Source organism: Microbispora sp. NBRC 16548, from assembly GCF_030268985.1.
Classification (GTDB): Bacteria; Actinomycetota; Actinomycetes; order Streptosporangiales; family Streptosporangiaceae; genus Microbispora; species Microbispora catharanthi.
On sequence record NZ_BSSF01000008.1, the window covers coordinates 383,216 to 409,296 of the forward strand.

Below are 26,081 nucleotides of genomic sequence, written 5' to 3' on the forward strand. Positions count from 1 at the left end.
ACCGCTGGACGAGCGCACCGTCCGACTTTCCCGATCAGCTTGGAAGATGCCTGAGATGATGGCGGGATGACCGACGCGCTGCCCGGGCTTGAACCCGGCACTGACTCCGCGCTCGCCCTACCGCCGCGGCGGGCGGCCGGATACGAGATCGAGGACGAGCTGCGTGTCGCGGGGGCGGTCCACATCGCGGGCGTGGACGAGGTCGGCCGCGGCGCGTGGGCGGGCCCGGCGGTGGTGTGCGCGGCCGTCACCGCCTTCGGCCCGCCGCCCGAGCTGCCGGGACGCGGGGAGCGCACGGTCCGGCTGACCGATTCCAAACTGCTCGGTCCGGCCCAGCGCGAGGCGTTCGCGGCGGTCCTGCCGGATTGGCTCACCTGTCACGCGTACGGCGAGGCCGGACCGGAGGAGATCGACGAGGTCGGCATGACCGAGGCGCTGCGCCGGGCCGCGTGCCGGGCGCTGGAGGCCCTGCCCCTGCGGCCCGACGTGGTGCTCCTCGACGGCGCGCACGATTTCCTCGGCCGGCCGTGGCGGGTGCGGTGCGAAGTCAAGGCCGACCAGCGATCGGTGTCGGTGGCCGCCGCGTCGGTGCTGGCCAAGGTCCACCGCGACCGCCTGATGGCGGAGATCGGCGAGGAGCATCCGGCGTACGGCTTCGCCGCCAACGCGGGCTACCCCTCCCCCGTCCACCAGCAGGCGCTGGCGGAGATGGGGCCGACCCCGCACCACCGCCTCTCGTGGTCGTACCTCGACGACCTCCCCCAGTGGCGGCACCTGCGCAAGCACCGCGACCCCTTCGCCGGCTCCGGTCAGATGACCCTCCTCTGACGCCCCGGCGGCAGGCCGGTTGCGGCATGGCCCGGCGCCCCCACGAATCGGTGCGCTCGCCCAGCGCGGTCAGGGCCAGGGCCTTCAGCTTGGCGACGTACGCGTCGTCGTCCACCCGGACCCGGCTGAAGGTGCGCTCGCGGGTGTACCAGTAGCGGCCGGAGCCCGCCGGAATCCTCGACGCGCTCTAGGCGGCGGCCAGCAGCACGCTACGGGCGTCGAGGGCGGTGGGACGGGTGCCGACGGTCCGCGAGAGCGCGGCGGAGGGGGCCGGTCCGGGCTGCGGGACCACGTGGGGAGCGATGATCACTGCCCCGAGCCCGGCGCGCGACGATGCGATCGACCAGCGCCCTGCGTCGACCGCGCGCAGCAGCGCGTATTCCAGCACCGCCCGGTAATGCCGGTCGTAGAGGTCCGTGAAGCGTTCGACACGCCCTGACTAGCCGGCGGGGGAGGCGACGTCAGCGCGGCGGGGCGGTGGAGTGGCGGGCGATCAGCGCTATGGGGCCGTCGAGCACCTCGGCCACGCTGTCGTCCGGCTTGAGGCTGCCGAGCAGCTCGACACCTCTGTGGCCCAGTTCGGCGAGCGGCATGCGGACCGTGGTGAGCGGGGGCGCGAGGTAGCTCGCCAGGTCGAGGTCGTGCACCGCCACCATCGAGACGTCCCGGGGGATGTCCAGCCCCGCCTCCCGTACGGACTCCATCGCGCCGATCGCCGAGGCGACGTTGGCGACGAAGACGGCGGTCGGCGGCTCGGGGGCGGCGAGCAGCGCGGCCATCGCCGCGGCCCCGCCCGCCGGGGTGTAGTCGGCCGCGACGATCGGTCCGTCGGGCAGGCCCGCGTCGCGCATGGCCGCGCGCCACCCCGCCGACCTGCGCAGCGCGGTGTCGGCGCCCTCGGGACCGGCCAGGTGGGCGATCCTGCGGTGCCCCAGCCCCACGAGGTGCTCGACCGCGAGCCGGGCGGCCCGCTCGTCGTCGAGGATGACGTAACGCTTCACGGCCGGGCTCCTGCGGTTGAGCATGATCCACGGCACGGCCATCCGGTCGAGCTGCGCGAGCAGCTCCGACTCGCCCTCGGCCCCGGCCAGCAGCAGGCCGTCGATGCGGCCCTGCCCGAGCAGGTCCATGTAGCCGCCGAGCCCGGCCCCGGTGGAGCTGCCCGTCACCAGCACGCAGCCGAGTCCGGCCGCCGCCGCTTCCGCGCCCTTGATGATCTCCGCGTACACGGGGTTGGCGAAGTCGGGGAGGAACAGGCCGAACATGTGCGCACGGGCCGTGCGCAGGCTGCGGGCCGCGGCGTTGGGCCGATAGCCGAGCTGCGCCACCGCGGCCAGCACCCGCTCGCGCGTCTCCGGCCGGATGCTGAGCGCGGGGTCGTTGTTGACCACCCGCGAAACCACGGCACGGTCGACCTTCGCCAGCGCGGCGACGTCGGCGAGCGTCACCCGGGCGCGCTTCACAACGCCCCCGGCCGCCGGCTTTCGCCGGTCTCCATGGACTGGTACAGCGCCTCCATGAGACGAAGTGTGCCTAGATTGTCGGCCGCCGCCGTCTCCGGCTCGCCGCCCTCGGCGATCGCCGCGAGCAGCGACCCCATCGGCCCCGCGACCGCGTCCGGCAGCCACCGGGTGGTCACCGGATAGGGCAGCCAGCCGTCGGTGGGCAGCACGCGGCTGCTGACCTCCAGCGTGTCGGGGCGGCCGTGCGGGTAGTCGTACAGCAGCCCGAGGGTGCCCCTGATCGCGCCCTCGGTGCCGTCGATGCGGAACGCCGCCTCGTAGTCGCCGGTGCGGTTCTCGTGGTGGGCGTGGACCAGGGCGCGCACGTCACCGGGGTAGACCAGCACGCTCATCGTGCGCGTCTCGCCCTTGGCGACCTGCCCCGCCGTACGGCTGCCGGTGCAGAACACCGTCTCGGGGTCGCCGAGGATCGAGCGGACGGCGTCCAGGTAGTGGATGGAGTGGTAGACGATCTCCAGCCGGTCGGTGGAGACGAGCCAGTCCCAGGCGCTCCAGTCGGTGAAGATGTTCACGGTGAAGGTCATGGCCGTCGGCTCGCCGATCCAGCCCTCCCTCACCATGGCGCGGGCGGCGGCGATGCCCTCGTCGAAGCGCAGCTGCTGGTTGACCGCCGCCTTCAGCCCGCGCTCCGCGGCCAGGGCGACGATCTCCCGCCCGGTCGCGAGGTCGGGTGCGAACGGCTTCTGGCACAGCAGGTGCTTGCCGGCCTCCAGAGCGGCCCTCGCGATGCCGGGCTGCGCGGCCGGCGCCACCGCGATGTCCACGACGGCCACCCGCTCGTCGGCGAGCAGTTCCTCCAGCGTGCCGTACACCCGGGGCACGCCGTGCCGCCCGGCGACCTCGTGGGCGCGCTGCGCGTTCAGGTCGAAGATCCCGGCGATCTCCAGCCTGGCCTTCCGGTACGCCGGCAGGTGGGCCACGTCGACGATCGCCCCGGCGCCCACGACCGCGATCGGCAGCCGGTGCGCCTCGGGGATCGCCAGGTCGGCGGCGGCCGCGATCGGCGCGAAGACGTCCAGCACGTCACACCTCGATTCGGTAGAAGCGGGCGGCCGTGCCGCCGAGAACGGCCGCGCGGTCGGCCTCGGGCAGGCCGCCGAGCAGCACGTTGGTCTCGCGCCACACCATGCCGTAGTCACCGGCGAGGATCGAGACGGGCCAGTCGCCGCCGAACATCAGCCGCTCGGGGCCGAACAGCTCCATCGCGTGGTCCACGTACGGCCGCAGGTCGTCCGCCGCCCAGTTCTCCGGGTCGGCGGCGGTGTTGAGCCCCGACACCTTGGCGTACACCTGGGGATACTCGGCGGCGCGGGCGATCAGGCCCGCCCACGGCTCCCAGCCCTTGTCCTTGATGGGCGGCTTGGCCAGGTGGTCGATCACCATCCGCAGCCCGGGGATCCGCTCGGCCAGCACCGGCACGTGCTCCAGGTGGCGGGGCAGCACGGCGACCACGTCGAACGGCAGGCCCGCCTCGGCGAGCACCCCCAGGCCCTCGATCACCGCGTCGCGCAGCAGCCAGTCGGGGTCGGGGTCGTCGTGGATGAGGTGACGGACTCCGGCGAACTTCGGGTGCCTCCGGTATCGCTCCAGGGCCTGCGCCGCCTCGTCCGGCCGCTCCAGCGGCACCCAGCCGACCACCGCCGCCACGAAGTCGTACGCGTCGGCCTGCGCGAGCATGGCGTCGGTGTCGGCGTAGGAGTCCATCGCCTGGACGAGCACCGTGTGATCGACCCCGGCCTCGGCGAGCTGCGGGATCAGCTCCTCCGGCTCGAAGGTGCGGTGGATCGGCCCGGCCTCGGGCGTCAGCCAGGGGTAGGAACCGGTCTCCAGGTTCCAGAAATGCTGATGCGCATCGATGACGGGCATCCGCCCCTCCTCAAGATCAATCGGTTGAGCCTGCACAAGCTAGACGCGGGTCAGCGGCCTGTCAACGGCGGCTGGACCAGCTCAAGCGTGATGTCGTCGGGGTCGAGGAAGTAGCAGGCGTAGCCCCCCGCGTTGATCCCCGCCGTGATGGCGTTGGGCGGCGAGACGAACCGTACCCCGGCCGCCGTCAGCCGCGCGTGCTCGGCGAGCGCGTCCTCGACCGTGAGCGCGAGGTGCGCCGCGCCGGGCAGGTGCCGGGACGGGTCGCGCGCCTCCCCTCGCGGCCGTACGTACTCCACCAGCTCCAGGTCGTGGGTGGACACGCCCCTGGGCTGGCCCGGCACGGCGAGCTGGGCGATGCGCAGCACCGCGTCGGGGTAGCCCACGAGCCTGCGGGTGTAGTCGTTGTCCTGGTCCTGCCGGTGCACGAGGGTGAACCCGAGCAGGTCGCGGTAGAAGGCGACGGACCTGTCGAGGTCGGCGACCGTGAACGAGAAGTGCCACACGCCTCTCATCGCAGCGACTCCTGTCTCGCCGGCTCCACGCCGGACTCCTCCGGCGGTTGCGGTGCGGCTCCCGAGTCGCGCACCCTGCGGACCTGCCGCTGGCGGCCGGCGATCGTGTAGATGGCCGCGGCCACGATGACCACCGTGCCGACGATCACGCCCTGGTAGTTGGCGCCCAGGTTGAGCACGTTGAAGCCGTTGTCGAGCGTGAACAGGATGAGCGCGCCGACGACGGACTTCAGCACGCTGCCGAACCCGCCGAACAGGGAGGTGCCGCCGAGGATCGCCGCGGCGAGCACGGTCAGCTCGGTGCCCTGCAAACCCGTGGGGTTGATGGCCAGCAGCTTCGCCGCGAACAGCACGCCGACGAAGCCCGAGCCGAGCCCGTTCAGGACGAACGCGCCGATCCGGTAGCGGTTGACGTTGATGCCGGACAGCCGGGCCGCCTCGGCGTTGCTGCCCACGGCGTACAGCCGGCGGCCGATCACCGTGTAGCGCAGCACCGCCCAGGTGACGCCGGCGATGACGATCAGGTAGTAGGTGGGCTTGCTGAGCCGCAGCTCGAAGCCGAGCACGGGGTCGAGCACGGCCACGACCAGCCCGGCCGCCGCGATCACCGCGCCCTTGAGCGGGCCGCCGCCGGAGCGGCGGGCGAGCAGGGCCACGACGGCGCCGACGACCAGCGCCGCCACCCCGAGGACCGCCAGGATGTGCGGGACCGTCCAGTAGCCCGACTGCAGCGCGATCAGCGCCCGCTGCGCCTCCGGGTCCTTCGCCGTGATCGTGCGGCCGTCGGTCAGGATCAGCACCAGGCCGCGTACGGCCGTCATCGTGCCCAGCGTCACGATGAACGCGTTGATGCCGACCAGTTGCACGATCAGGCCGTTCACCGCGCCGCAGACGAGCCCGGCGGCCAGCGCGACGGCCATCGCCAGCGGCAGGCCGAGCGAGCCGACCAGGCTGAGCGCCATCGCCGCGCCGAAGGCCGACACCGACGCGATGGACAGGTCGAAGTTGCCGCTGATCAGCACCACGGTGGTGAACACCGCGAGGATCGCGACCAGCGACGACTGGTCGAGGATGTTGATGACGTTGGTCGGCGACAGGTAGCTCGGCCGCCCCATCTGGCTCGACAGCAGCGTCAGCACGGCCACGATCAGCACGAGGGCGTAGACGACGCCCGCGTTGCCGGGGCGCAGCGCGGCGGCGGCACGCGCGCCGAACGTCTTCCCGCGCGCCGCGCCTCCCGCGGCGCCGCCCGCGCTGCTTCCCGCGCTCTCAGGCGGCATCGTGCGCACCTCCGAATCCGTTGGCCAGCATCAGCAACTCCTCCTCGGATGTCTCGTGCGCCGGTCGCTCCGCGACGACCCGGCCCTCGCGGACGACGAGCACGCGCGTCGCCACCGCGAGGATCTCCTCGAACTCGCTGCTCACCACGAGCACGGCGCCGCCCTCGGCGGCGAACCTGCGGACCAGGTCGAGGATGTCGGCCTTGGCCCCGACGTCGACTCCGGCCGTGGGCTCGTCGAGCATGAACACCCGGGCCCCGCCGTACAGCCACTTGCCGAAGACGACCTTCTGTGCGTTGCCACCGGACAGCTCGGTGACCAGCGCCTCGGGGCCGGGGCAGACGATGCCGAGGTCGCGGATGGCCCGCTCGGCGCGCCCGGTCTCGGCCGCCTCCCTCGGCAGCGCCCGCGCCGACGACAGCGACGTGAGATCGGGCAGGGAGATGTTCTTCCAGATGGGGAACGCGCCCACGATCCCCTGGGCGTTGCGGTCCTCGGGGACGAGGGCCATCCCGGCGGCGACCGCCGCGCGGGGTCCGCGCCGCACCGGACGGCCGTCCACCAGGACCTCGCCGCGGGCGCGGGAGTCCGCACCGTACACCGCGTGCAGGATCTCCGACCGGCCGGATCCGAGCAGGCCCGCGATGCCGACCACCTCGCCGCGGCGCACCTCGAACGACACGTCGCGCACCCCGGCCGGCGAGCTGAGGTTCCGTACGGCGAGGGCCACCGGGGCGTCGGCGGCGACGGGGGCCGGGGCGCGCCGCTCGGCCGCGAGCAGGTCCCGCCCGACGATGGCCTGGACCAGCCGGTCCTCGTCATAGGCGGCGGTCGGGCCCTCCTCCACCACGGTGCCGTCCCGCAGCACGGTCACCCGGTCGGTGAGCGACAGCACCTCGTCGAGGAAGTGGGACACGTAGAGGAAGGCGGTGCCCTGCGCCGAGAGCCTGCGCACCACGTCGAACACCACCTGGCGCTCGCCCTCGGCGAGCGAGGCGGTCGGCTCGTCCATGACGACGAGGTTCGCGCCGATGGCGAGCGCCTGCAGGATGGCGACCATCTGCCGCTCGCCGATGGCCAGGCCGGCCACCTCGGCGTCCGGGTCGATCTCGTAGCGCACCCGCTCGAGCAGCCGGTCGAACTCCCGGCGGCGGGCGCGCGGCAGCCGCCACGGCCCGGGGGCGCCGAGGAAGACGTTCTCCAGCACGGTCAGCGTGGGCGCGAGCGGGACGTGCTGCATGATCGTGGCGACGCCGGCCTTCCTGGCCGCGCCGGGATCGCGCCAGACGACCTCCTCGCCCTTCCAGCGGACCGTGCCCGCCGTCGGCGCGTGCGCCCCGGCGATGATTTTGATCATCGTGGACTTGCCCGCGCCGTTGGCCCCGACCAGACCGTGCACGCTGCCGGGGAGGACCGTGAGCCGCGCTCCCCGGAGGGCGACGGTGCCGTTGGGGAACGACTTGCCGACGCCCTCGAGGGACAGCAGCGGGGTGTCTACCATTGCGGCGTGCAGTCGGCGACGTTGTCCTTCGTGATGGCCGGGGTGTCGTACGTCACGAAGGCGGCGTCCTGCTTCTGCTCGCCGGTCAGGTGCTTGTACAGCGTGTCGAGGGCGAGCTTGCCGAGGTCCTCGGGCTTGAAGCAGACGGTGCCGGCGATCTCGCCGGAGGTGACGGCGTCGACGCCGAGTTTGCTGCCGCCGATGCCCACGATCTTCGCGGTGGAGTTGGCCGACTTCACGGCCTTGGCGCAGCCGACCGCCATGTCGTCAGACTCGGCGTAGAACAGCGTGACGTCGGGGTTGGAGGCGAGCATGTTCTGGCAGGCCGACTGGGCCTTGTCCTGCACCCAGTCGCCGGGCTGGCGGGCCACGACCTCGAACTTCGCACCCTTCGCCTCGGCGGCCTTCGGGAAGTCCTGGTAACGCAGGACGACCTCGGCGAAGCCGGCCGCGCCCTCGACCACGGCCATCTTGCCGCCCTCGGGGAGGATCTGGGCCGCGATCTCGCCGGCCTTGCCCCCGGCGGCGGGCTCGTCCTGCGTGACGAGCGCGACCAGGCCGGGGTAGACGTCCTTGAGCTGACGGGTCTTGGGATCGCCGACCTGGGACGCGACGGCCACGGTCGGGATGTTCGACGCCTTGAGCTTGTCGGCGAGGCCCTGGGCGACGCCGGAGTCCACGGGCAGCAGCAGCACGCCGTCCGGCTGCTGCGCGATGAGGTCCTGCACGTCGTTGCTCTGCTTGTCGGCCTTGCCCTGGGCGTCCAGCTCGGTGATCTTCACGCCGAGCTTGGCGGCCTCGTCCTTGATGCCCTTGCCGATGGCGGAGGGGAACGGGAAGCTCAGGCCGAGGTTGGAGACGCCGATCGTGTATTCCTTCTTCTCCGAGGCGGCCTGGGAGGCGCCGGAGCCGCCGGAGCCGCCGCAGGCCGTCGCGCCGACCGCCAGGGCGGCCACGACGATGAGTGCCTTCTTCATTGTTTCTCCTGCTCAGGGGAGGTCAATCGTTTGCTCAAATCGGGTGATGACATTTCATGACGTGCTCACTCAAGGGCACTCAGCTCTTGACGAGCGTTCGCACCTCCCCCGCGATGCGATCGGTGTCCGGCAGCAGCGCCTGCGCCAGGATCGGCGCGGCCGGCATCCGGACATCGGGCGCCCCCACCCGGATGGGCGGCGCCACCAGCGGGACGCCCGCCCCTGCGACCCGCGCCACGACCTCGGCCCCGAACCCGCCGGTCACGTTGGCCTCGTGGACGACCGCGAGCCTGCCCGTGCGGCCGGCGCTCGAGAGCACGGCCTCGGTGTCGAACGGGTTGAGCCAGGGCGTCTCCAGCACCTCCGCCTCGATGCCGTCGGCGGCCAGCGCATCGGCGGCGTCGAGCACCCGCGCGGTCATCGCGCCCCAGGTGACCACCGTGACGTCGGAGCCGTGACGGCGCACCCGCGCCCCGCCCATGGGCTGGACCGGGCCCCCGACCGTCACCTCCTCCTTGGCGCCGAAGTAGAGGCTCCTGTTCTCGATGACGAGGACCGGGTCGTCGCAGTGCACCGCGGTCACGAGCAGGTCGTAGGCGTCCTGCGGTGTGGACGGCATGCACACCCGCAGCCCGGGGACGTGCAGGAACAGCGCCTCCAGGCACTGCGAGTGCTGGGCGCACGCGCCCGGGGCGTTGCCCTGCTGGGTGCGGATCGTCATCGGCGCCTTCAACCGGCCCCCGGAGACGTAGCGGACGTTGGCCGCCTGGTTCACGATCTGGTCGAGCGCCACCAGCGAGAAGTCGGCCCACATGATCTCGACGATCGGACGGCGGCCCATCATGGCCGCGCCGACCGCGCTGCCCAGGATGGCCGACTCGCTGATCGGCGTGTCGAAGGCCCGGTCGCCGAACTGCTTGCGCAGCCCCCGGGTGACGCCGAACACGCCTCCGGGAAGGCCGACGTCCTCGCCGTACACGAGGGTCTCGGGCAGCTCCGTCATGAGGCGGTGCAGCGCGGCGTTGACGGCCTCGCCGTAGTTCAGTTTCCGGGTCTCAGGCATAGAGGTGCTCCCTCGCGGTCGCGGGGTCGGCGAACGGCGCGGCCAGCGCCGCCGCGGCGGCGGTCTCCATCTCGGCTCTCGCGCGGGCCTCGACCGCGTCGATCTCGGCGGCCGGCACCCCGTCGGCGAGCAGGCCCGCGCGCAGCCGGGCGATCGGCTCCCGCGCCCTGATGCGGTCCATCTCGCCCGGCTTGCGGTAGTTCTCCGCATCGCCGATGTAGTGGCCGACGATGCGCTCGGTCATGCACTCCAGCAGCGTCGGGCCGCCGTTCTCCTTGGCGACCTCCAGCGCGTCGCGCACGTGGAAGCGGACGGCCTCCACGTCGTTGCCGTCGATGCGGTAGCCCGGCATGCCGTACGCCGCCGCGCGGTCGGCGAGCCTGCTCGAGCGGACCATGTCGGCGATCGGGGTCAGCTCGGAGTAGCGGTTGTTCTCGCAGACGAAGACCACGGGCAGGGCGAAGGCGGCGGCGAAGTTCATCGCCTCGTGCACCGCGCCCTGGTTCATCGCGCCGTCGCCGAACACCGTCACCGCGGCCCGGTTGGAGCCGTCGTAGCGGCCGGCGAGCGCCGCACCGCAGGCGATCGGGGCGCCGGCGCCGACGATCGAGTTCTCCCCGTGGAAGCCGTACTCCGCGGCGGTGAAGTAGGCCGATCCTCCCCTGCCGCCGTTGACGCCGGTCCGGCGGCCGAGCAGCTCGGCGAACATCCGCTCGGCGGGCACGCCCCTGGCGAGGGCCCAGCCGTGCCCCCGGTAGGTCGCGAACAGCGCGTCCTCGGGCTCCAGCACGTCGCAGGCGCCGACCGGGATCGCCTCCTGCCCGATGCACAGGTGGACGGACCCGACGATCGGACCCGCGAGGCGCAGCTCCCGCACCTTTTCCTCGAAGGCGCGCACGCGCCACATCTCCAGCAGATCCGCAAGCCGTCGCTCGCTCATTCGCCGGACTCCTCGTTGTCGTGGTCCATGGTTGCCTCGCCGCGCCATCCCGCGAGCGCGGCCACGCAGACCGCCTCGGCGTCGCCGACGTACGACTCGGGGGGCAGCGGCAGCGGGCCGAGCGTGGCCAGGTCGCCGGGGCCCGCCACCTCGCGCAGCGTGTCGGCCAGCGTGCCGCGCCGGGCCCGCGCCTCGTGCGCCGCCTGGTAGACGAGGTCGTGCGCCCGCTCCCGGCCGAGCGCCGGAGCCAGGCGCATCATGTACGCCTCCGCCATGATGAGCCCGCCCTCCGCGTCGAGGTTGGCCCGCATGGCGTCGGGGAACACGCGCAGGCCCTCGGCCACCTCGACGGCCGTGGCGAGCGCGCCGGCGGCCAGCTCGGCCAGCAGCGGGACGGCGTACCACTCGATCTGCCACTCGCCCGCGGCCCGCTCGTGGCCGGCCTCCATCGCCCGGAACAGGGCCGAGCTGAGCGCCCCGGCCGTGGCCGACATGCCGATGACGGCCTCGCAGCCGATCGGGTTGGCCTTCTGCGGCATCGTCGACGAAGCGCCGCGATGGTGGCCGCCCGCCTCGCGCACCTCGCCGACCTCGGTGCGGGACAGGTCCACCACCTCGCGGGCGAATCGGGCGGCGGTGGCCGCCACGCTCGCGCACGTGACGCCGAACTCGGCGATGCCGTCACGGGACACGTGCCAGGGCACGTCGGCCGCCGCGAGGCCGAGCCGTACGGCCATGCCCTTCCTGACCTGGGCCGCCTGCTCGCCCATGGCGGCGGAGGTGCCTCCTGCGCCGAAGAGCGAGACGACGCGGACCCGGCGCCCGGCCGCCCTCACCCGCTCACGCTGGCGGGTGAGCTCCGCCAGCAGCACCGCGAGTTTCGCCCCGAACGTCGTGGGCACGGCCTGCTGGGCGTGGGTGCGGGCGGCGATCACGGTGCCCGCGTGCTCCTCGACCAGTCGTGCGAGGGTGTCGCCGAACGCGCCGAGCAGCGCGGCGAGCCGGTCCAGGGCCTCGCCCATCTGCAGTGCCACGCCGCTGTCCATGATGTCCTGGGTGGTCGCGCCGTAGTGGACGCGGCCGTTCGGCCCCTCGGGCAGCGCCGCGGCGATCATGCGGACCAACGGCAGGATCGGGTAGCCGACGTTCACCGCCTCGCGCCACAGGCGCTCGACGTCGACGTTGTCCAGCACGCAGGCGACGGAGATGGCCTCGGCGTCGGCGGCGGTGATCACTCCCGCGTCGGCCTGCGCCTGCGCCAGCGCGGCCTCGACCCGCAGCCAGGCGAGCACGGTCCGCTCGGCCGAGAAGATCGTCGCCATTCCGGCGTCGCCGAACAGCTCCGGCAGGAGCTTGAAGGTCTGCATGGTCAGTCCATCTCCAGTCCGCCGTCGACGTTGAGCGCCTGGCCGGTGACGAACGAGGCGAGGTCGCTGGCCAGGAACAGCACCGCCGCGGCGATCTCCTCGGGCCGGCCGGGCCGCCGCAGCGGCGACCGGTCGCTCACCTCCTGGAGATAGCGGGCGCCGGCGTCGGGGCCGAAGTGCTCGTCGCGGTCGGCCATGATCTCCTCCCACATGCGGGTGAGGATGACCCCGGGGCAGACCGCGTTGACGCGCACCGGGGCGAGCGCGAGCGCCGCCGACTTCGTCAGCGACAGCAGGGCCGTCTTGGTGGCCGCGTAGTGCGCCGCGTTCGGCCGTCCCGACCGGGCGGCGACCGAGGCCAGGGTGACGATCGATCCGCTCCCCTGCTCCACCATGCGCCGCCCGGCCGCCTGGGTGAGCCAGAAGGTGCCGTTCAGGTTGACGTCGACGATCCTGCGCCACTCGTCCGCCTCGACCTCCAGCAGCGGGGTCGTCCGCATGATGCCGGCGCAGTTCACCAGGACGTCGACGCGGTCGAGACCGTCCACCAGCGCCCTGGCCTGGCCGGGGTCGGCGATGTCGGCCGCACGGGCCTCCGCCCCGGCGGCGGCCGCGGCCTCGGCCAGCCGCGGCCCCTCCAGGTCGGACAGCACGACGCTCGCGCCGGCGTCGGCGAGGGCCCGGGCGCACGCGACGCCGAGCCCTCCCGCGGCCCCGGTCACGAGCGCCGTGCGCCCGCTCAGGTCGATAGTGACTGCCATCCCCGATGGTCTCCCTTGGTTCTGCGTCCCGGTCGCGTCCCGGTGGCCGTGCGGCGGGAACGGGACGGGCCTCGTACACCACCCGTCCGCCGCACTCGTCAAACGATTGACCAGACGATAGCAGTGGCCTCACAAACCGGACAAGAGGTTGGTCAATCGTTTTTCTTGCGTGATTAACGGAAGTGTCACAAATGAAAAAGGCCCCTGTCGCACCCGGGGGATGGGCGGGCGCGACGGGGGCGGGTAGTGCCGGGACGGCTATGCGATCGAGCCGGTGTAGAGCTTGGCGGCTTCGGAGTAGACCGCCAGCACCTCGCCGTCGAAGTACGGGGAGACGCTGGTGTCGTAGCGGTTGTCGCCGTCGGTGTCGGAGACGCTGATCGTGATGCCGTTCAGGTAACCGGTGCGGGTGTCGCCGCTGTAGCGGTACAGCCACGAGGAGCCGAGGGAGCCTTCACCGGTGAACGGGGAGTCGACGCCGACGGGCTGATTGGCGAGGAGGTCGAGGAGCGTCATGGCGAACGTCGATCCGGTGGACCGCTCGAGGGTCTCACCCGTGTAGGGCCGGGTTCCGTCGGGGTTGGGACCGGCCGGGTAGCCGAAGACGTCGACCGAGGAAGCCGGCGGCTGGTTGTAGGCGAGGCCCTGCCCGCCGACGTTGTCGCCCAGCCGCCCGCTGTCGGTCAGCCCCCCGGAGGACGAGGGGACAACGCCGTTGTACACGTTCACGAAGGCGACGTCGCGGCCGTAGTCCCGGTACACGTCGAAGTCGTAGTGGGTGAAGGCGTACTTTCCGACGTACAGGACCCCCGGGGTCTTGCCGCCCGAGTAGCCGGGCACGAAGACCCACTTGCCGAGCGTGCCGCCGGTGCGCTCGGTGTCGTACACGCAGTGACCGGCCGTGGCGACGACGTTGCGATAGGACGACTGCACGGCCGTGGCCGTGCACCAGTGCGGCTGACCGTCGGCACCGACGAAGAACACCTTGCCCACGGTCGTGGGCGTTTTCACCTTCTTCGAGAGCACGTCCTGCGACGCCCCGACGAGGCCCGGCTTGCCGTCCGCGACGACACCGGTGGACACGCGTTCCGCGTGGACCTCGGTCTGCACGGCGTACGGCGTGGCGTTCTGCAGGTTCGCTCCCCCGCCGGCCAACCAGAACGCGGCGGCCTGCTGAGCGGCCGAGACGTCGGTGGCCAGGGGGGCCGTCACCACGCTCGCGGCCTGAGCCGGGGTGGAGACGACGGCGGAACCCAGCAGACCCACGCCGATGCCCAACGCCGCCAGTGCACGCCTCATAATCCATCTCCCATCAGTCGCGGGGAACCGCCGAGGGCCCCGCCGGCATGGACGCGGCCGGCTGATCAGCGCCGCCGGCAAGACGGAAGATCATAACGACTTCACCGAATCCTGTGAAGAAAATTTCAGAACTTGCCGTGCAATGTCGGTGATTTTCAGTCAGGCATTCCAGCCGAGTTCGGCGTGGAAGGCGGCGAGCGCCGGTGCGAAGTCCTCCCGGGCCAGCCGTGCCCCGGCGTACGGCCCGGCCGCGACCGGCTCGTCGTGGAACCGGGCCGGCAGTTCGTCGGGCCCGCCGCCCTCGCGCAGCGCGTACGCGCGCATGAGGTCGAGGCGCGCGGCACCCGCCGCGAGCAGGTCGTCCAGCGTGCACCCGGCCCCGGAGACGGCGGTGACCAGCGCCGTCAGGTGGCCGAGCGTCAGCGGCCTGGTCGGCGACGACGCGAACAGGCAGATGTTCCACGCGTCGAGGGCGCTCCACAGGCGCAGCAGGCGCGCGGTGCGCCGCCCGCGTGCGGCGTCGAGCAGGCCGGCCGGCGCGGGCTCGGCGCCGATCCGCGCCGCCTCGGGCAGGCAGTAGGCGAGCGCGCCTGCGGGTTCGAAGTCCAGGTCGTGCTCCAGGGCGTCGTAGCGCGGCCCGTTGGGCGCGGCGGCGTAACCCAGGCCGAGGCCCGGCTGCACCCGCGGGTCGAAGCACGGCACCTCGGCGCCCTTCACGGTCATCGCGTACGGCACGGCGCCAAGGGTGCCCGCGGCGCGGGCCGAACCCTCGGCGAGCAGGTCGCCGAGGGCGCCACTCCTGGCCGCGACCTCGTGGGCGAGCGCCGTCACCGCCGCCGCGTCGCCGAAGGCAGGCCCTTCCGCGAGCAGGCCGCGGGCCGCGCACTCCATCGCGAAGGCGACCGTGCCACCGAAGGAGACCTGGTCGAGGCCGAGGTCGTTGCACAGCGCGTTCAGCGCGAGCACCGCGCCGGTGTCGTCGACGCCGAGGTTCCAGCCCAGGGACGCGAACGCCTCCTGACCCAGCCCTCCGGTCCTGCGCTCGGGCGCGTCGAGCGGCGCGTACGTCTTGAGGCAGTCGTTCGGGCAGCCGGGGCAACTCCCGCGCGTGGCCACGGCACGCCCCTCGTAGTCGGCCTCGGACGGGACGCGCAGCCCGCTGTCGCCGGTGTGGGAGAAGTTCCGCACGCTCAGGTAGCCGGGCGCGGGCGGCTCCCCCGTCCAGGAGCCGAACCCCGGATCGGCATGCTGCCAGGCCGCGAGCGCGTTGCCGGGCAACGCGGCGCGATAGAAGGCCGCGATCTCCGCCAGGGCGCGCGGGTCGGCCACGGCGGCCGGGGCGTCCCCCACGCAGACGATCGCCTTGAGGTTCTTGGCGCCGAGCACCGCGCCGAGGCCGTACCGGGCCGCGGGGTAGGCGTAGTCGGTCACCACGCTCGCGTAGCGGACCAGGCTCTCCCCCGCCGGCCCGATGGCGGCGACGTGCGCACCTTCGCCGTGCCGCGCCCGCAGCGCGTCCGTGGTGGCGGCGGTGCCGAGGCCTCGCAGGTCCTCGGCCGGGTGGACGCCGATCCGGCCGTCCTCGACCAGCAGGTACGACAGCCGCGCCGCCCTGCCGGTGACCGCCAGCGCCTTGGCGCCCGCGCCTCGGATCCCGGCCGCGAAGGGCCCGAGCGCGTGGGCCTCTCCCGCCACCCCGGTCAACGGCGACTTGGCCAGGAACACCGCCTTCGCGAGCCCCGGCGCGGCCGCGCCGCCGAGGACGCCGGCCGCGACGTACAGCAGGGCCCGGGGATCGTACGGGTCGAGCCCGGCGGGGGTGCGCTCGGCCAGAAGCCGCAGGCCGAGGATCGACCCGCCGAAGTGGCCGGTCTCGGCGGACCGGTCCTCCCGCTCGACGGACCCGTCGGTGAGATCGACGACGAAGGGCACGAGTGACACTCCTCACAAAGGGTGCGATTGTGGCGGATAACCTACTCGCCCTCATCTCGGAGCATCAGCCCCCGCCGGACCCGCCCCGATGACCGCCGCGGCTGCCCGGCCATCGCAGGCCGAGCAGCCACACCCCCCCACCAGCATCGGTGACAGCGGACACCAGGGCCGTCATCCACCGCCTCAGTGTCGGCGCCGGTAGGCCGACCCGCCGCAGGGGAAGGAGCGCGGACCCGTCCCGCCGTCGTCCAGGCAACGCCCATCGCGGTAGGCGAAGGCGTCGATGACGCCGCCCTGACCGGTCGTCCCGGAAGCGCATACGACCTCGCCGCCCAATTCGACCCGCGATATCACGCTTTGCGCGGTCGCAGTCAACGACAGCGCAGCGCCCAGCAGGGCCACCGAGGCAGTAACGATGATCCGCAGGAGAATTCGCTCGTACATGGGTTTTCCTCTCGCTTCTTCGGCCCACAGTCGGGGCGACTCAGGACCCGGTGGGACGATGGTGTTGCTGCAGGCCCCGGCGGGGAAAGGCGTTTCCCGTCACCCTCGGAAGCGGGCCCACCGGGAAACCCACACAAATTCATACACAGTCCACAAGAATGCGAATTCCCTGGTAGCGCCGATCACGCCTATTACTCTGTGCAATGGCTCATTTTCACGAGGAGACGAAAACGGAGAGCAGGCCGTGGCTGATGCAGATCCGAGCCGCATGGCTCCGCGAGCGAGCCCGGGAGAACACCTACGGCGACTGCGGCAGCAGCGCAGCGTTTCACTCGGGGAGCTTTCCCGGCTGACGCACTACAGCAAGGGCTACCTCAGCAAGGTAGAGACCGGCAGGAAGCCGCTCACCCACGACGTCGCCCGCCGCTGTGACATGGCTCTGGCTACCGGCGGCGAACTGGCGACCCTGGTCTACGGCCGGGCCGCGTCCTGTCACCGGCCCGCCGCCAAGCAGGAGCGCCCGCTTCCCGGCGATCGGCCGCCGATGTCCGCGGCGGTCCTGCACACCCTGCCTCGGGACATCGCGGCGTTCACGGGCCGTGACAGCGAGTTGGGGCGCCTCATCGCCGCCGCCACTGCGGCACCCAGGACTGCGACAGTGCTTACCATCGACGGCATGCCGGGCGTGGGCAAGACCGCGCTGGCGGTACATGCGGCCCACCTGGTCTCCGACGCGTTTCCCGACGGGCAACTGTTCGTGAATCTGCACGCGCACACGCAAGGGATGTCTCGAGCCGACCCCGCCAGCGTGCTCGCGGATCTCCTGTCCGGCACCGGCACGCCTCCGGCCGAGATTCCCCACGGACTGCACGCGCGAGCCGCACGCTGGCGGGCCTTTCTTGCCGACAGAAGAGTGCTGCTGGTCCTGGACGACGCCGCGGACCATGACCAGGTCGAGCCGCTGTTGCCGGGCGCGGCCGGATGCCTCGTCCTGATCACCAGCCGGCGCCGCCTGGTCGCACTTGACGGTGCGGCGCCACTCACCCTCGATACCATGCCACCGGACCAGGCCGCCAAGCTCTTCGCCCGCCTCGTGCACCGCGGCCCGCTGACCGGTGCCGAAGCGGACACGGCGGCGGAGCTCGTCCGCCTGTGCGGCTACCTCCCTCTGGCCATCGCCCTGCTTGCCGGGCGACTGGCGCACCATCCCGCCTGGCGCGTCATCGACTTCGCAGTGGACTTCGCCGGCACCCGTGACCGGCTCGGCGAGCTGTCAGGCGGCAACCGGGCGGTGGCCGCCGCGTTCCAGATGTCCTACCGCGACCTCCCCGACGCACGGCAACGGCTGTTCCGCCACCTGAGCCTGCATCCCGGCACCGACGTCGACGCCTACGCCACCGCCGCACTCGCGGGGATTTCCGTAGGCCAGGCGCGTGCCGAGTTGGAAGCGCTCTACACCGACCATCTCGTCGACGAGCCGGCCGCCGGCCGCTACCGGATGCACGACCTGCTCCGCGCATACGCCCAGGCATTGGTCGACCACGACGACTCCGGACAGGCGATCGAGCGGTTGCTGGGCTATTACGAGCACGCCGCCGCGGCGGCTGGCGCCCAGGTGATCCCCTACGCGCGAGCGGAGTGGACGCCGGCAGCCCCGGCGCCCAGACAGATCCCCCCGTTCCCCGGCCCGGGCGCCGCCATGGCCTGGATGCGCTCCGACAACGCCAACCTGCTGGCCTGCCTCGCCTACGCCACCACCCACGACCTGGCACCACACGTTCTCGACCTCACCGCCGCCGTGACCTGCTTCCACCTTCTCGAAGGCCCTTGGCAGCACGCGGCAGCCCTGCACAGCGCCGCGGTTGCCTTGGCGCGCCGCCTTGAAGAGTCCGCCGCCGAAGCGGCCGCGTTGCAGGACCTGGGCCGCATCCGCTACATGATGGGCGAGTACGCCGAGGCCGCCGCACTACAAGAACGCGCCGTGCACCTGTGCAGGGAGACCGGCGACCGGCTCGCCGAGGCCAAATCCCTGCAGATCCTGGCCCGTGTCCACACGATGACCGGGGACTACGCGCACGCCGCCGATCTGCTGGAGCGAGAGCTGCGCATCGTCTGCGAAGCCGGTCACCGTCACGGCGAAGCGATCACCTGCATCGATCTCGCTCGCATCCGGTACGTGACCGGAGACTTCGGATCGGCGGCCATCCTCTTGGATCGGGCGCTGGTCCTCAATCGGCAAGAGGGACACCCCATCGCCATAGCCACGACCCTTTACGAATTGGGACATGTCCGGCACGCGACCGGCGATCTGGCGCAGGCGGCGGATCTCCTGAACCAGGCGGGGGATCTCTACCGGCACAACGGCAACCGGAACGGCGAGGCCAACGTGCTCCATGAGCTGGGACGCCTGCGCCACGCACACGGCGACCACAGCGGCGCCGCCATGCTTCTGGAAGAGGCCCTGCTCTTCTTCCAGGAGGCCCGCGACCCGCACGGGCAGGCCGAGACGATCAACAGCAAGGCCGACCTGCTGGCCGACGCCGAAGGACCACAGGCGGCCCTGCCCGTCTACCGGGAGGCATTGCGCCTGTCCCGCGACGTGGGCATCGCACTGGAGGAAGGGCGAGCGCTCGAAGGCATCGCTCGCTGTGCGGACCGAATCGGTGACCGCGACACCGCCCTCGCCCGTCTCCGCGCCGCCCTCGTGATATACCGCCGTCTGCGGGTGCCCGGACAGGCCAGGGTCGCCACCCGCCTCAGGGAAATTCAGGCGGTGAAGCCTCACCTCTCATGAAGGCCCGGCAGCACGGCGTGCGGAATCGACGAGCCGGTTTCCGGCCCCGCCGCTCTCCGGGGACAGCCGCGCCTGGCCGAGCATCCCGGGCGACCCCACCGCCGTTTCTGACCGCCTGGCGCGAGCGCGATCCGACAGGATCCGACAGGTGAAGAGAAGCGATGCCGAGCGAGCAGGTCAGGCGGTGGTGGGCGGAGCGAGGTCGCCGGGGGTCAGGCCCATGCCGTCGGGTACGGCGGCGGGGTCGGAGCCCACGTGCAGCGGCTTGTTGTCCTTGTCGACGAAGACGACACGCGGCTTGAGCGCCTTGACCTCCTCCTCGGCGACCAGCGCGTACGCGATGATGATCACGAGGTCGCCGACCGAGATGAGGCGGGCGGCGGCGCCGTTGATGCCGATCACCCCGGAGCCCGCCGGGCCCTCGATGACGTACGTGGACAGCCGGTTGCCGTTGTCGATGTCGACGATGTCGACCTTCTCACCCTCGACGAGGTCGGCCTCGGCCATCAGGTCCGCGTCGATCGTCACCGAGCCGACGTAGTGCAGATCGGCCTGCGTGACGGTGGCGCGGTGGATCTTCGACTTCATCAGCGTGCGGAACATGATCTCCCACCGGGGTATGGACGGCCCTCCTCACGAGCGTCCTCGATGGTATGTCACGCCCGGAAATGTCCGGTCGTCAGCCTTCCACGACGCGCGCATCGGCCCGGCGAGATGCGAACCCGACGGGCCGATGCCGATCGTGAGCGGCCGCTTATCCGCCGGCCACGTACTCGGCGGACGCGTCGAGCAGCCACTCCGCGACGTACCCCGCGAAGGACGAGCGGACCAGCAGGCGGAAGCCGTCCTCACCGGCGACCAGGACGACTCCCGCCCTGGCCAGCATGGTCTGGGCGCACCGGCCCGGGCCGAACACGCGGGGATGCAGGTCCAGCGCGCAGCCGTGGGCCAGCACGTCTCGCGCCCGGTCCCCGGCGACCACCAGGGTGGTGCGCTGGGCCGACACGTCGACGACCGAGACGTGCTCGCCGTCCGCCGCCTCGATGAGCCGCTCCACCAGGCCGGGGCCGGCGCCGTCGGGGCCGAGCACCAGCCACTCGTCGGGCCCGAGCCACAGCACCTCCACGTCGCCGCCGCCCGCCGCGGTGCCGGGCTCCACCGGCAGCGGCACGCCGATCGCCGTCCCGATGCGTTCCGCCGCCGGGCTCTTGGGGTCCACCCGGAGGTTGATCTGGGTCAGGAACGGGATCTCGGCCAGGCGCAGGCCGCCGCCCGCGCTCGCCGCCTCGAACCTGGCCGCGAACGCCGCGGCCGGGCTCCTGCGCTCAGCCGTCGACTCAGCCGCCGAATCAGCCATCGCGGCGCGCTCCTTCCGGGTCGTACAGGACGTGGGAGGTCACGGTGACGGGCACCAGGTCCGCCCCGACCGGCGCGTACAGCCGCTCGCCGACCCGCTCGCGCCCGCCGCTCACCAGCGCGAGCGCGAACGTACGGCCCAGCGCGGCGCTGCGGTAGCTGGAGGTGACGAAGCCGAGCGTGGGCACCGGCGGCTCGGGCAGCGCCGAGGTCTCCACGAGGTGGGCGCCCTCGGGCAGCAGCACGCCGGGGTCCTCGGGCAGCAGGCCGACCAGGTGTTTGCGGTCGGGCCGGGAGGTGTCCGCCCTGGCGAAGGACCGCTTGCCGACGAAGTCGGCCTTCTTCTTCGAGACGATCCACTCCATGCCGAGGTCCTGCGGGGTGACCGTGCCGTCGGTGTCCTGGCCGACGATCGGGAACCCCTTCTCGGCGCGCAGCACGTGCATGGTCTCGGTGCCGTACGGCGTGACCTCGCCGGACGCCATGACCGCCTCCCACAGGGCGAGCCCGGACCAGGAGGACACGTTGATCTCGTAGGCCAGCTCGCCCGAGAAGCTGATCCGGCAGACCCGCGCCTCGATCCCGGCAACCTCGGCGTCCCGCCACGTCATGAACGGGAAGCTCTCGTTGTCCACCGCGAGGCCGGGCGCGAGCCGCGCGAGCACCTCGCGGGAACGCGGCCCGACGAGCGCCACGGTCGCCCACTGCTCGGTGACCGAGGTGCAGCAGACCCGCAGGTCCGGCCACTCGGTCTGCAGCCACTCCTCCATCCAGTCGAGCACCGCCGCCGCGTTGCCGGTGGTCGTGGTGACGAGGAAGCGGTCGTCCGCCAGGCGGATGACGGTGCCGTCGTCGAAGACCATGCCGTCGGGACGGCACATCACGCCGTAGCGGATGGAGCCGACCTTGAGCGTGCTCATCATGTTCGTGTAGAGCCGGTCGAGGAACACGGCCGCGTCGGGCCCGATCACGTCGATCTTCCCGAGCGTGGAGGCGTCCATCGCGGCCACGTCCTCGCGCGCCGCCCGGCACTCGCGCAGCACGGCGGCCTCCATGTCCTCACCCTGCCGCGGGTAGTACCAGGGCCGCTTCCACTGCCCCACGTTCTCGAACAGCGCCCCGCGCGCCGCGTGCCACTCGTGCACGGCGGTGACGCGCACCGGGTCGTGCAGCGGTCCCCGGTCGCGGCCCGCCAGCGCGGCGAACGACACCGGCGTGTACGGCGCGCGGAACGTCGTGGTCCCCAGCTCGGCGAGGTCGACGCCGAGCGCGTGCGCCACGACACCGCCGGTCAGCAGCCCGGACGTCTTGCCCTGGTCGTGGGCCGTGCCGGCGGTGGTGTAGCGCTTGACGTGCTCGACCGAGGTGAGCCCCGCGCCGGTCGCGCGCAGGACCTCCGCCACGGTGACGTCCCGCTGCAGGTCCACGAAGTGCGTGCGGTAATCGTCGGCCTCGACGAGCCACAGGTGCTCGGCGGGCGCGGCGGCGGGCTCCCCCTCGGCGGACGGCACAGCGATCTCGGCCGGCAGGGCGAAGCCCGCGGCGGCCAGCGCGCGGCGGCCCGCCTCGGCGCCGTCCTCCAGGCAGGCCCGCAGCGTACGGACGCCCCTGGCGAACCCGGCGGCCTCCACCGCCTGACGGGTCTCGCCGGGCGTGAACGCGCCCAGCTCCTCGTCGTACCGCAGCGTGCCCCCGGCCTGGCTGAACAGGTGCACCACCGGCGTCCAGCCGCCCGACACGAGCAGCAGGTCGGCGGGAACCTCCCGCACGCCGCCACCCACACGCGGGGCGATCCCGACCGAGGAGACCTCACCCTCGCCCTTCGCCGCGGTGACCACGTGGCCGGTCAGGACCTCGATGCCGCGCTCGGCGCAACGGGAGGCCCACACCTCGCCGGGAGCCTGCCGCACGTCGGCGATTGCGGCGATCTCGACGCCGGCGCCGGCGAGGTCGAGCGCCGCGGCGTACGCGCTGTCGTTGGTGGTGAACACGACCGCCCGGCGCCCGGGCAGAACGCGGTAGTGGTTCGCGTACGTGCGGGCCGCGCCGGCCAGCATCACCCCGGGCAGGTCGTTCCCGGCGAAGGCGACGAACCGCTCGTGACCGCCCGTGGCCAGCACCACCCGCTTGGCGCGGATCCGCCAGACGCGCTCGCGCGCCATGCCGGCGGGCGCGTGGGCGCCCAGATGGTTCGTCCGGCGTTCCACCGCGATGACGTAGTTGTCGTCGTAGTGGCCGAGGACCGTGGTGCGGCGCAGCACGCGCACCTCCGGCAGGGCGGCCAGCGCGGCCGCCTCCTCGGCCGCCCACTCACGGCCCGGCCTGCCGCCGAGCGTCTCGGCCGTGCCGAGCAGGCTGCCGCCCGGCTCGGGCCGCTCGTCGGCGAGAATCACCCGCGCGCCGGCCCGCGCGGCCACGCCCGCGGCGGCGATGCCGGCCGGTCCCGCGCCGACCACGAGCACGTCGCAGTGCGCGTGCACGGCGTCGTACCGCGCCGGGTCGGGCCGGTCGGCCAGCCTGCCCTGTCCCGGCAGGCCCGTGGCGACCAGGCCGTCGTACAGCTCGACGGTCGTCGCCTGGAGCATGGGCTCGGGGAAGGGCTCCTCGATCTGGACGAGCGCGTTCGGCTCCTCGCAGCCCGCGGCGTACACGCCGCGCGGGCGGCCGAGCCTGACGCTGCTCGCCACCGCGCGCACGCCGTTGGCGAGCAGTGCCGAGGCAAGCGTGTCGCCCTCCAGACCCTCGTACTCCCGGCCGTCGAACCGGAAGCGCAGCACTCGCCCGCTCGCTCCCTCGCGGCGGTACGGTTGTGCGCTCATGCGGTCACCGGCCGCGGTTCGCCCGCCCGGTAGACGGCGTGGATCTCGTTGGTGGCGGTGTCACGTACGGCGTTGAACCAGCGGCGGCATCCGGCGGTGTGGCTCCACCGCTCCGCGAACAGGCCCTTGGGGTTGTCACGGAAGAACAGGTAGCGGGCCCACTCCTCGTCGGAAAGGGCGGCCGGGTCCTCCGGATAGGCGACGTGGGCCTGCCCCCCGTAGTGGAACTCGGCCTCGTCCCGCGGCCCGCACCACGGGCAGGGAATCAGCAGCATTGGCACTCCGAGACAATCAGTGGGCGACGGCGGCGGCGCCGTGCTCGTCGACGAGCTTGCCGGTGGTGAACCGGTCGAGGGAGAAGGGCGCGTTGAGCGGATGGGGCTCGCCGGTGGCCACGGTGTGGGCGTAGCACCAGCCGACGCCCGGGGTGGCCTTGAACCCTCCGGTGCCCCAGCCGCAGTTGACGTACAGGTCCTCGACGGGGGTGAGGCCGACGACGGGCGAGGCGTCGGGGGTCACGTCCACCACGCCGCCCCAGGTCCGCAGCACGTGCGCCCGGGCGAAGACCGGGAACAGCTCCAGCGCGGCCGCCATCTGCCGCTCAATGATGTGGAACGCGCCGCGCTGGCGGTAGGAGTTGGCCGCGTCGATTCCCGCACCCATGACCAGCTCGCCCTTGTGCGCCTGGCTCACGTACACGTGGACCGCGTTGGACATGACCACGGTCGGGTGCACCGGCTCCAGCAGCTCCGACACCAGCGCCTGCAGCGGGTGGCTCTGCAGCGGCAGCGACACCCCCGCGTACCCGGCGACGACCGAGGAGTGCCCGGCGGCGGCGAGCGCGACCTTCTTGGCCGCGATCGGGCCGCGGGTGGTCCGGACGCCGGTCACCCGGCCGTCGCGCACGTCGAGGCCGGTCACCTCGCAGTGCTCGATCATGTCGACCCCGAGGTCGGCCGCCGCCTTCGCGAAGCCCCACGCGACGTAGTCGTGCTTGGCGATGCCGGCCCGGGGCTGGTAGGTGCCGCCGAGCACCGGGTAGCGCACGTCGGGCGAGATGTCGACGATCGGGCAGACCTCCTTGACCTGCTCCGGCGTCAGCCACTCGGCGTCCACGCCGTTGAGCCGGTTGGCGTTGACCCGGCGCACGCTGTCGCGTACGTCCTGCAGGCTGTGCGCGAGGTTGAGCACGCCGCGCTGACTGAACAGCAGCGGGTAGCCGAGGTCCTCCTCCAGCCCCTCCCACAGCTTCAGCGCGTGCTCGTAGATGCCCGCGCTCTCGTCCCACAGGTAGTTCGACCGGATGATCGTGGTGTTGCGGGCCATGTTCCCGCCCGCGAGCCAGCCGCGCTCCAGCACCGCGACGTCGGTGATCCCGTGGTTCTTGGCCAGGTAGTAGGCCGTGGCAAGGCCGTGGCCGCCGCCGCCGACGATCACCACGTCGTACGCGCGCTTCGGCTCGGCCGAGCGCCACAGCCGGTCGGGGTGGTCGGGCAGGTCGGCGCCCGGCGTCCTTTGCCCCCGAGTGCCGGGGCTCATCGGGCCTCCCCGATACCCGGGTAGAGGGGGTGCTTGGCGGCGAGGGCCTCGACCCGGGCGCGCAGCGCCGTCAGGTCCGCGCCGGGACGCAGCGCCTGGGCGATCACGTCGGAGACCTCCTCGAACTCGGGGCGGGCGAAGCCTCGGGTGGCCAGCGCCGGGGTGCCGATCCGCAGCCCCGAGGTGACCATCGGGGGCCGGGGGTCGAACGGCACCGCGTTGCGGTTGACCGTGATCCCGGCCTCGTGGAGCCGGTCCTCGGCCTGACGGCCGTCCAGGTCGGATTCGCGCAGGTCCACCAGCACCAGGTGGACGTCCGTCCCGCCGGACAGCACCCGTACGCCCGCCTCGGCGGCGTCGGGGGCGAGCAGCCGGTCGGCGAGGGTCCGCGCGCCCTCCAGCGTGCGGCGCTGCCGGTCGAGGAACCACTCGCCCGCCGCGATCTTGAAGGCGACGGCCTTGGCCGCGATGACGTGCTCCAGCGGGCCGCCCTGCTGGCCCGGGAACACCGATGAGTTGATCTTCTTGGCCAGGTCCTCGGTGGACAGGATCACGCCGCCCCTGGGCCCGCCGAGCGTCTTGTGGGTGGTCGTGGTGACGACGTGCGCGTGCGGGACGGGCGACGGGTGCAGCCCCGCCGCGACCAGCCCGGCGAAGTGCGCCATGTCGACCATCAGGTAGGCCCCGACCTCGTCGGCGATGCGCCGGAAGGCGGCGAAGTCGAGGTGGCGGGGGTAGGCCGACCAGCCCGCGATGATCAGCTTGGGCCGGTGCTCGCGGGCGAGCCGCTCGACCTCCTCCATGTCCACGAGGCTGTCGCTCTCACGGACGTGGTAGGCCACGACGTTGTAGAGCCGGCCGGAGAAGTTGATCCGCATGCCGTGGGTGAGGTGGCCGCCGTGCGCGAGGTCGAGGCCGAGGATCGTGTCGCCCGGCTCCAGCAGCGCGGACATGGCCGCCGCGTTGGCCTGCGCTCCCGAGTGGGGCTGCACGTTGGCGGCCTCCGCGCCGAACAGCGCCTTGACCCGGTCGATCGCCAGCCGCTCGATCACGTCGACGTGCTCGCAGCCGCCGTAGTAGCGCCTGCCCGGGTAGCCCTCGGCGTACTTGTTCGTCAGCACCGACCCCTGGGCCTGCATGACGGAGACGGGCGCGAAGTTCTCTGACGCGATCATCTCCAGCGTGGACCGCTGGCGTTCCGTCTCCGCGCCGATCGCCGCCGCGACCTCCGGGTCGGCCTCGGCGAGCGGCGCGTTCAGCACCGATTCGTGCACTTC

At 72.6% G+C, this 26,081-nt stretch carries 23 protein-coding genes; 2 read left to right on the forward strand and 21 right to left on the reverse strand.

The genetic code is table 11. The features are described 5' to 3' along the window. Window positions 1-66: 66 nt before the first annotated feature. Window positions 67-828: a ribonuclease HII gene (rnhB, locus tag QSK36_RS24405; RefSeq protein WP_285783996.1), complete on the forward strand. Its 762-nt coding sequence runs from the start codon at window positions 67-69 to the stop codon at window positions 826-828. A gap of 187 nt (window positions 829-1,015) precedes the next feature. Here the strand turns inward: rnhB and QSK36_RS24410 are convergent, their stop codons facing one another. The 15 genes from QSK36_RS24410 to QSK36_RS24480 all read right to left on the reverse strand — a co-directional run bounded on the left by QSK36_RS24410 (window position 1,016) and on the right by QSK36_RS24480 (window position 16,296). Continuing rightward, the gene (locus tag QSK36_RS24410; protein WP_285783997.1) at window positions 1,016-1,216 is read right to left on the reverse strand and encodes a hypothetical protein; all 201 of its coding nucleotides are present in this window, start codon (window positions 1,214-1,216) and stop codon (window positions 1,016-1,018) included. Between the two features lie 73 nt (window positions 1,217-1,289). Further along, the gene (locus tag QSK36_RS24415; protein WP_285783998.1) at window positions 1,290-2,291 is read right to left on the reverse strand and encodes a LacI family DNA-binding transcriptional regulator; all 1,002 of its coding nucleotides are present in this window, start codon (window positions 2,289-2,291) and stop codon (window positions 1,290-1,292) included. Further along, a complete protein-coding gene (locus tag QSK36_RS24420; protein ID WP_285783999.1) occupies window positions 2,288-3,373 on the reverse strand; it encodes a Gfo/Idh/MocA family protein in 1,086 nt (361 codons plus the stop codon). Before QSK36_RS24420 ends, QSK36_RS24415 begins: the two co-directional genes overlap by 4 nt. 1 nt (window position 3,374) lies before the next feature. Then, window positions 3,375-4,217: an amidohydrolase family protein gene (locus tag QSK36_RS24425; RefSeq protein ID WP_183535174.1), complete on the reverse strand. Its 843-nt coding sequence runs from the start codon at window positions 4,215-4,217 to the stop codon at window positions 3,375-3,377. Window positions 4,218-4,267: 50 nt separating this feature from the next. Further along, window positions 4,268-4,732: a VOC family protein gene (locus tag QSK36_RS24430; protein ID WP_183535172.1), complete on the reverse strand. Its 465-nt coding sequence runs from the start codon at window positions 4,730-4,732 to the stop codon at window positions 4,268-4,270. Then, a complete protein-coding gene (locus QSK36_RS24435; RefSeq protein WP_285784000.1) occupies window positions 4,729-6,012 on the reverse strand; it encodes an ABC transporter permease in 1,284 nt (427 codons plus the stop codon). Before QSK36_RS24435 ends, QSK36_RS24430 begins: the two co-directional genes overlap by 4 nt. Next, window positions 6,002-7,513, reverse strand: a complete 1,512-nt coding sequence (locus QSK36_RS24440) for a sugar ABC transporter ATP-binding protein (RefSeq protein WP_285784001.1) — start codon at window positions 7,511-7,513, stop codon at window positions 6,002-6,004. Before QSK36_RS24440 ends, QSK36_RS24435 begins: the two co-directional genes overlap by 11 nt. After that, entirely contained in the window at window positions 7,507-8,490 is a 984-nt protein-coding gene (locus tag QSK36_RS24445) for a sugar ABC transporter substrate-binding protein (protein ID WP_183535168.1), read from the reverse strand. The genes QSK36_RS24440 and QSK36_RS24445 overlap by 7 nt, the downstream gene beginning before the upstream one ends. Window positions 8,491-8,569: 79 nt before the next feature. Further along, window positions 8,570-9,553, reverse strand: coding sequence for an alpha-ketoacid dehydrogenase subunit beta (locus QSK36_RS24450; RefSeq protein ID WP_285784002.1), 984 nt, complete (start codon window positions 9,551-9,553; stop codon window positions 8,570-8,572). After that, complete coding sequence (locus QSK36_RS24455; RefSeq protein ID WP_183535164.1) at window positions 9,546-10,493, reverse strand: thiamine pyrophosphate-dependent dehydrogenase E1 component subunit alpha; 948 nt, start codon at window positions 10,491-10,493, stop codon at window positions 9,546-9,548. Before QSK36_RS24455 ends, QSK36_RS24450 begins: the two co-directional genes overlap by 8 nt. After that, complete coding sequence (locus QSK36_RS24460) at window positions 10,490-11,860, reverse strand: class-II fumarase/aspartase family protein (protein WP_285784003.1); 1,371 nt, start codon at window positions 11,858-11,860, stop codon at window positions 10,490-10,492. The genes QSK36_RS24455 and QSK36_RS24460 overlap by 4 nt, the downstream gene beginning before the upstream one ends. A gap of 2 nt (window positions 11,861-11,862) precedes the next feature. Then, the gene (locus QSK36_RS24465; protein ID WP_285784004.1) at window positions 11,863-12,621 is read right to left on the reverse strand and encodes an SDR family NAD(P)-dependent oxidoreductase; all 759 of its coding nucleotides are present in this window, start codon (window positions 12,619-12,621) and stop codon (window positions 11,863-11,865) included. Window positions 12,622-12,879: 258 nt separating this feature from the next. Continuing rightward, on the reverse strand, window positions 12,880-13,920 hold the full coding sequence (locus QSK36_RS24470) for a trypsin-like serine peptidase (RefSeq protein WP_285784005.1): 1,041 nt from the start codon (window positions 13,918-13,920) through the stop codon (window positions 12,880-12,882). Window positions 13,921-14,079: 159 nt separating this feature from the next. Beyond that, complete coding sequence (locus QSK36_RS24475) at window positions 14,080-15,852, reverse strand: aldehyde ferredoxin oxidoreductase C-terminal domain-containing protein (protein WP_285784006.1); 1,773 nt, start codon at window positions 15,850-15,852, stop codon at window positions 14,080-14,082. Between the two features lie 183 nt (window positions 15,853-16,035). After that, window positions 16,036-16,296, reverse strand: a complete 261-nt coding sequence (locus QSK36_RS24480; protein ID WP_285784007.1) for a Rieske (2Fe-2S) protein — start codon at window positions 16,294-16,296, stop codon at window positions 16,036-16,038. Window positions 16,297-16,564: 268 nt separating this feature from the next. Here QSK36_RS24480 and QSK36_RS24485 point away from each other — a divergent pair, with 268 nt between their 5' ends. Next, window positions 16,565-19,090, forward strand: coding sequence for an ATP-binding protein (locus QSK36_RS24485; RefSeq protein ID WP_285784022.1), 2,526 nt, complete (start codon window positions 16,565-16,567; stop codon window positions 19,088-19,090). 177 nt (window positions 19,091-19,267) lie between these two features. Here QSK36_RS24485 and panD read toward each other — a convergent pair whose 3' ends face one another. The 6 genes from panD to glyA form a co-directional block, all read right to left on the reverse strand. Next, a complete protein-coding gene (gene panD / locus QSK36_RS24490; RefSeq protein ID WP_183535153.1) occupies window positions 19,268-19,693 on the reverse strand; it encodes an aspartate 1-decarboxylase in 426 nt (141 codons plus the stop codon). 151 nt (window positions 19,694-19,844) lie between these two features. Next, window positions 19,845-20,447: a sarcosine oxidase subunit gamma gene (locus tag QSK36_RS24495; protein ID WP_285784008.1), complete on the reverse strand. Its 603-nt coding sequence runs from the start codon at window positions 20,445-20,447 to the stop codon at window positions 19,845-19,847. Further along, window positions 20,440-23,265: a 2Fe-2S iron-sulfur cluster-binding protein gene (locus tag QSK36_RS24500; RefSeq protein WP_285784009.1), complete on the reverse strand. Its 2,826-nt coding sequence runs from the start codon at window positions 23,263-23,265 to the stop codon at window positions 20,440-20,442. Before QSK36_RS24500 ends, QSK36_RS24495 begins: the two co-directional genes overlap by 8 nt. After that, window positions 23,262-23,540 (reverse strand): sarcosine oxidase subunit delta, encoded by a 279-nt coding sequence (locus QSK36_RS24505; protein ID WP_220506537.1) that lies wholly within the window; start codon window positions 23,538-23,540, stop codon window positions 23,262-23,264. The genes QSK36_RS24500 and QSK36_RS24505 overlap by 4 nt, the downstream gene beginning before the upstream one ends. Window positions 23,541-23,556: 16 nt before the next feature. Next, on the reverse strand, window positions 23,557-24,804 hold the full coding sequence (locus QSK36_RS24510; RefSeq protein WP_183535149.1) for a sarcosine oxidase subunit beta family protein: 1,248 nt from the start codon (window positions 24,802-24,804) through the stop codon (window positions 23,557-23,559). Beyond that, the gene (glyA, locus tag QSK36_RS24515; RefSeq protein ID WP_285784010.1) at window positions 24,801-26,078 is read right to left on the reverse strand and encodes a serine hydroxymethyltransferase; all 1,278 of its coding nucleotides are present in this window, start codon (window positions 26,076-26,078) and stop codon (window positions 24,801-24,803) included. Before glyA ends, QSK36_RS24510 begins: the two co-directional genes overlap by 4 nt. Between the last annotated feature and the right edge of the window lie 3 nt (window positions 26,079-26,081).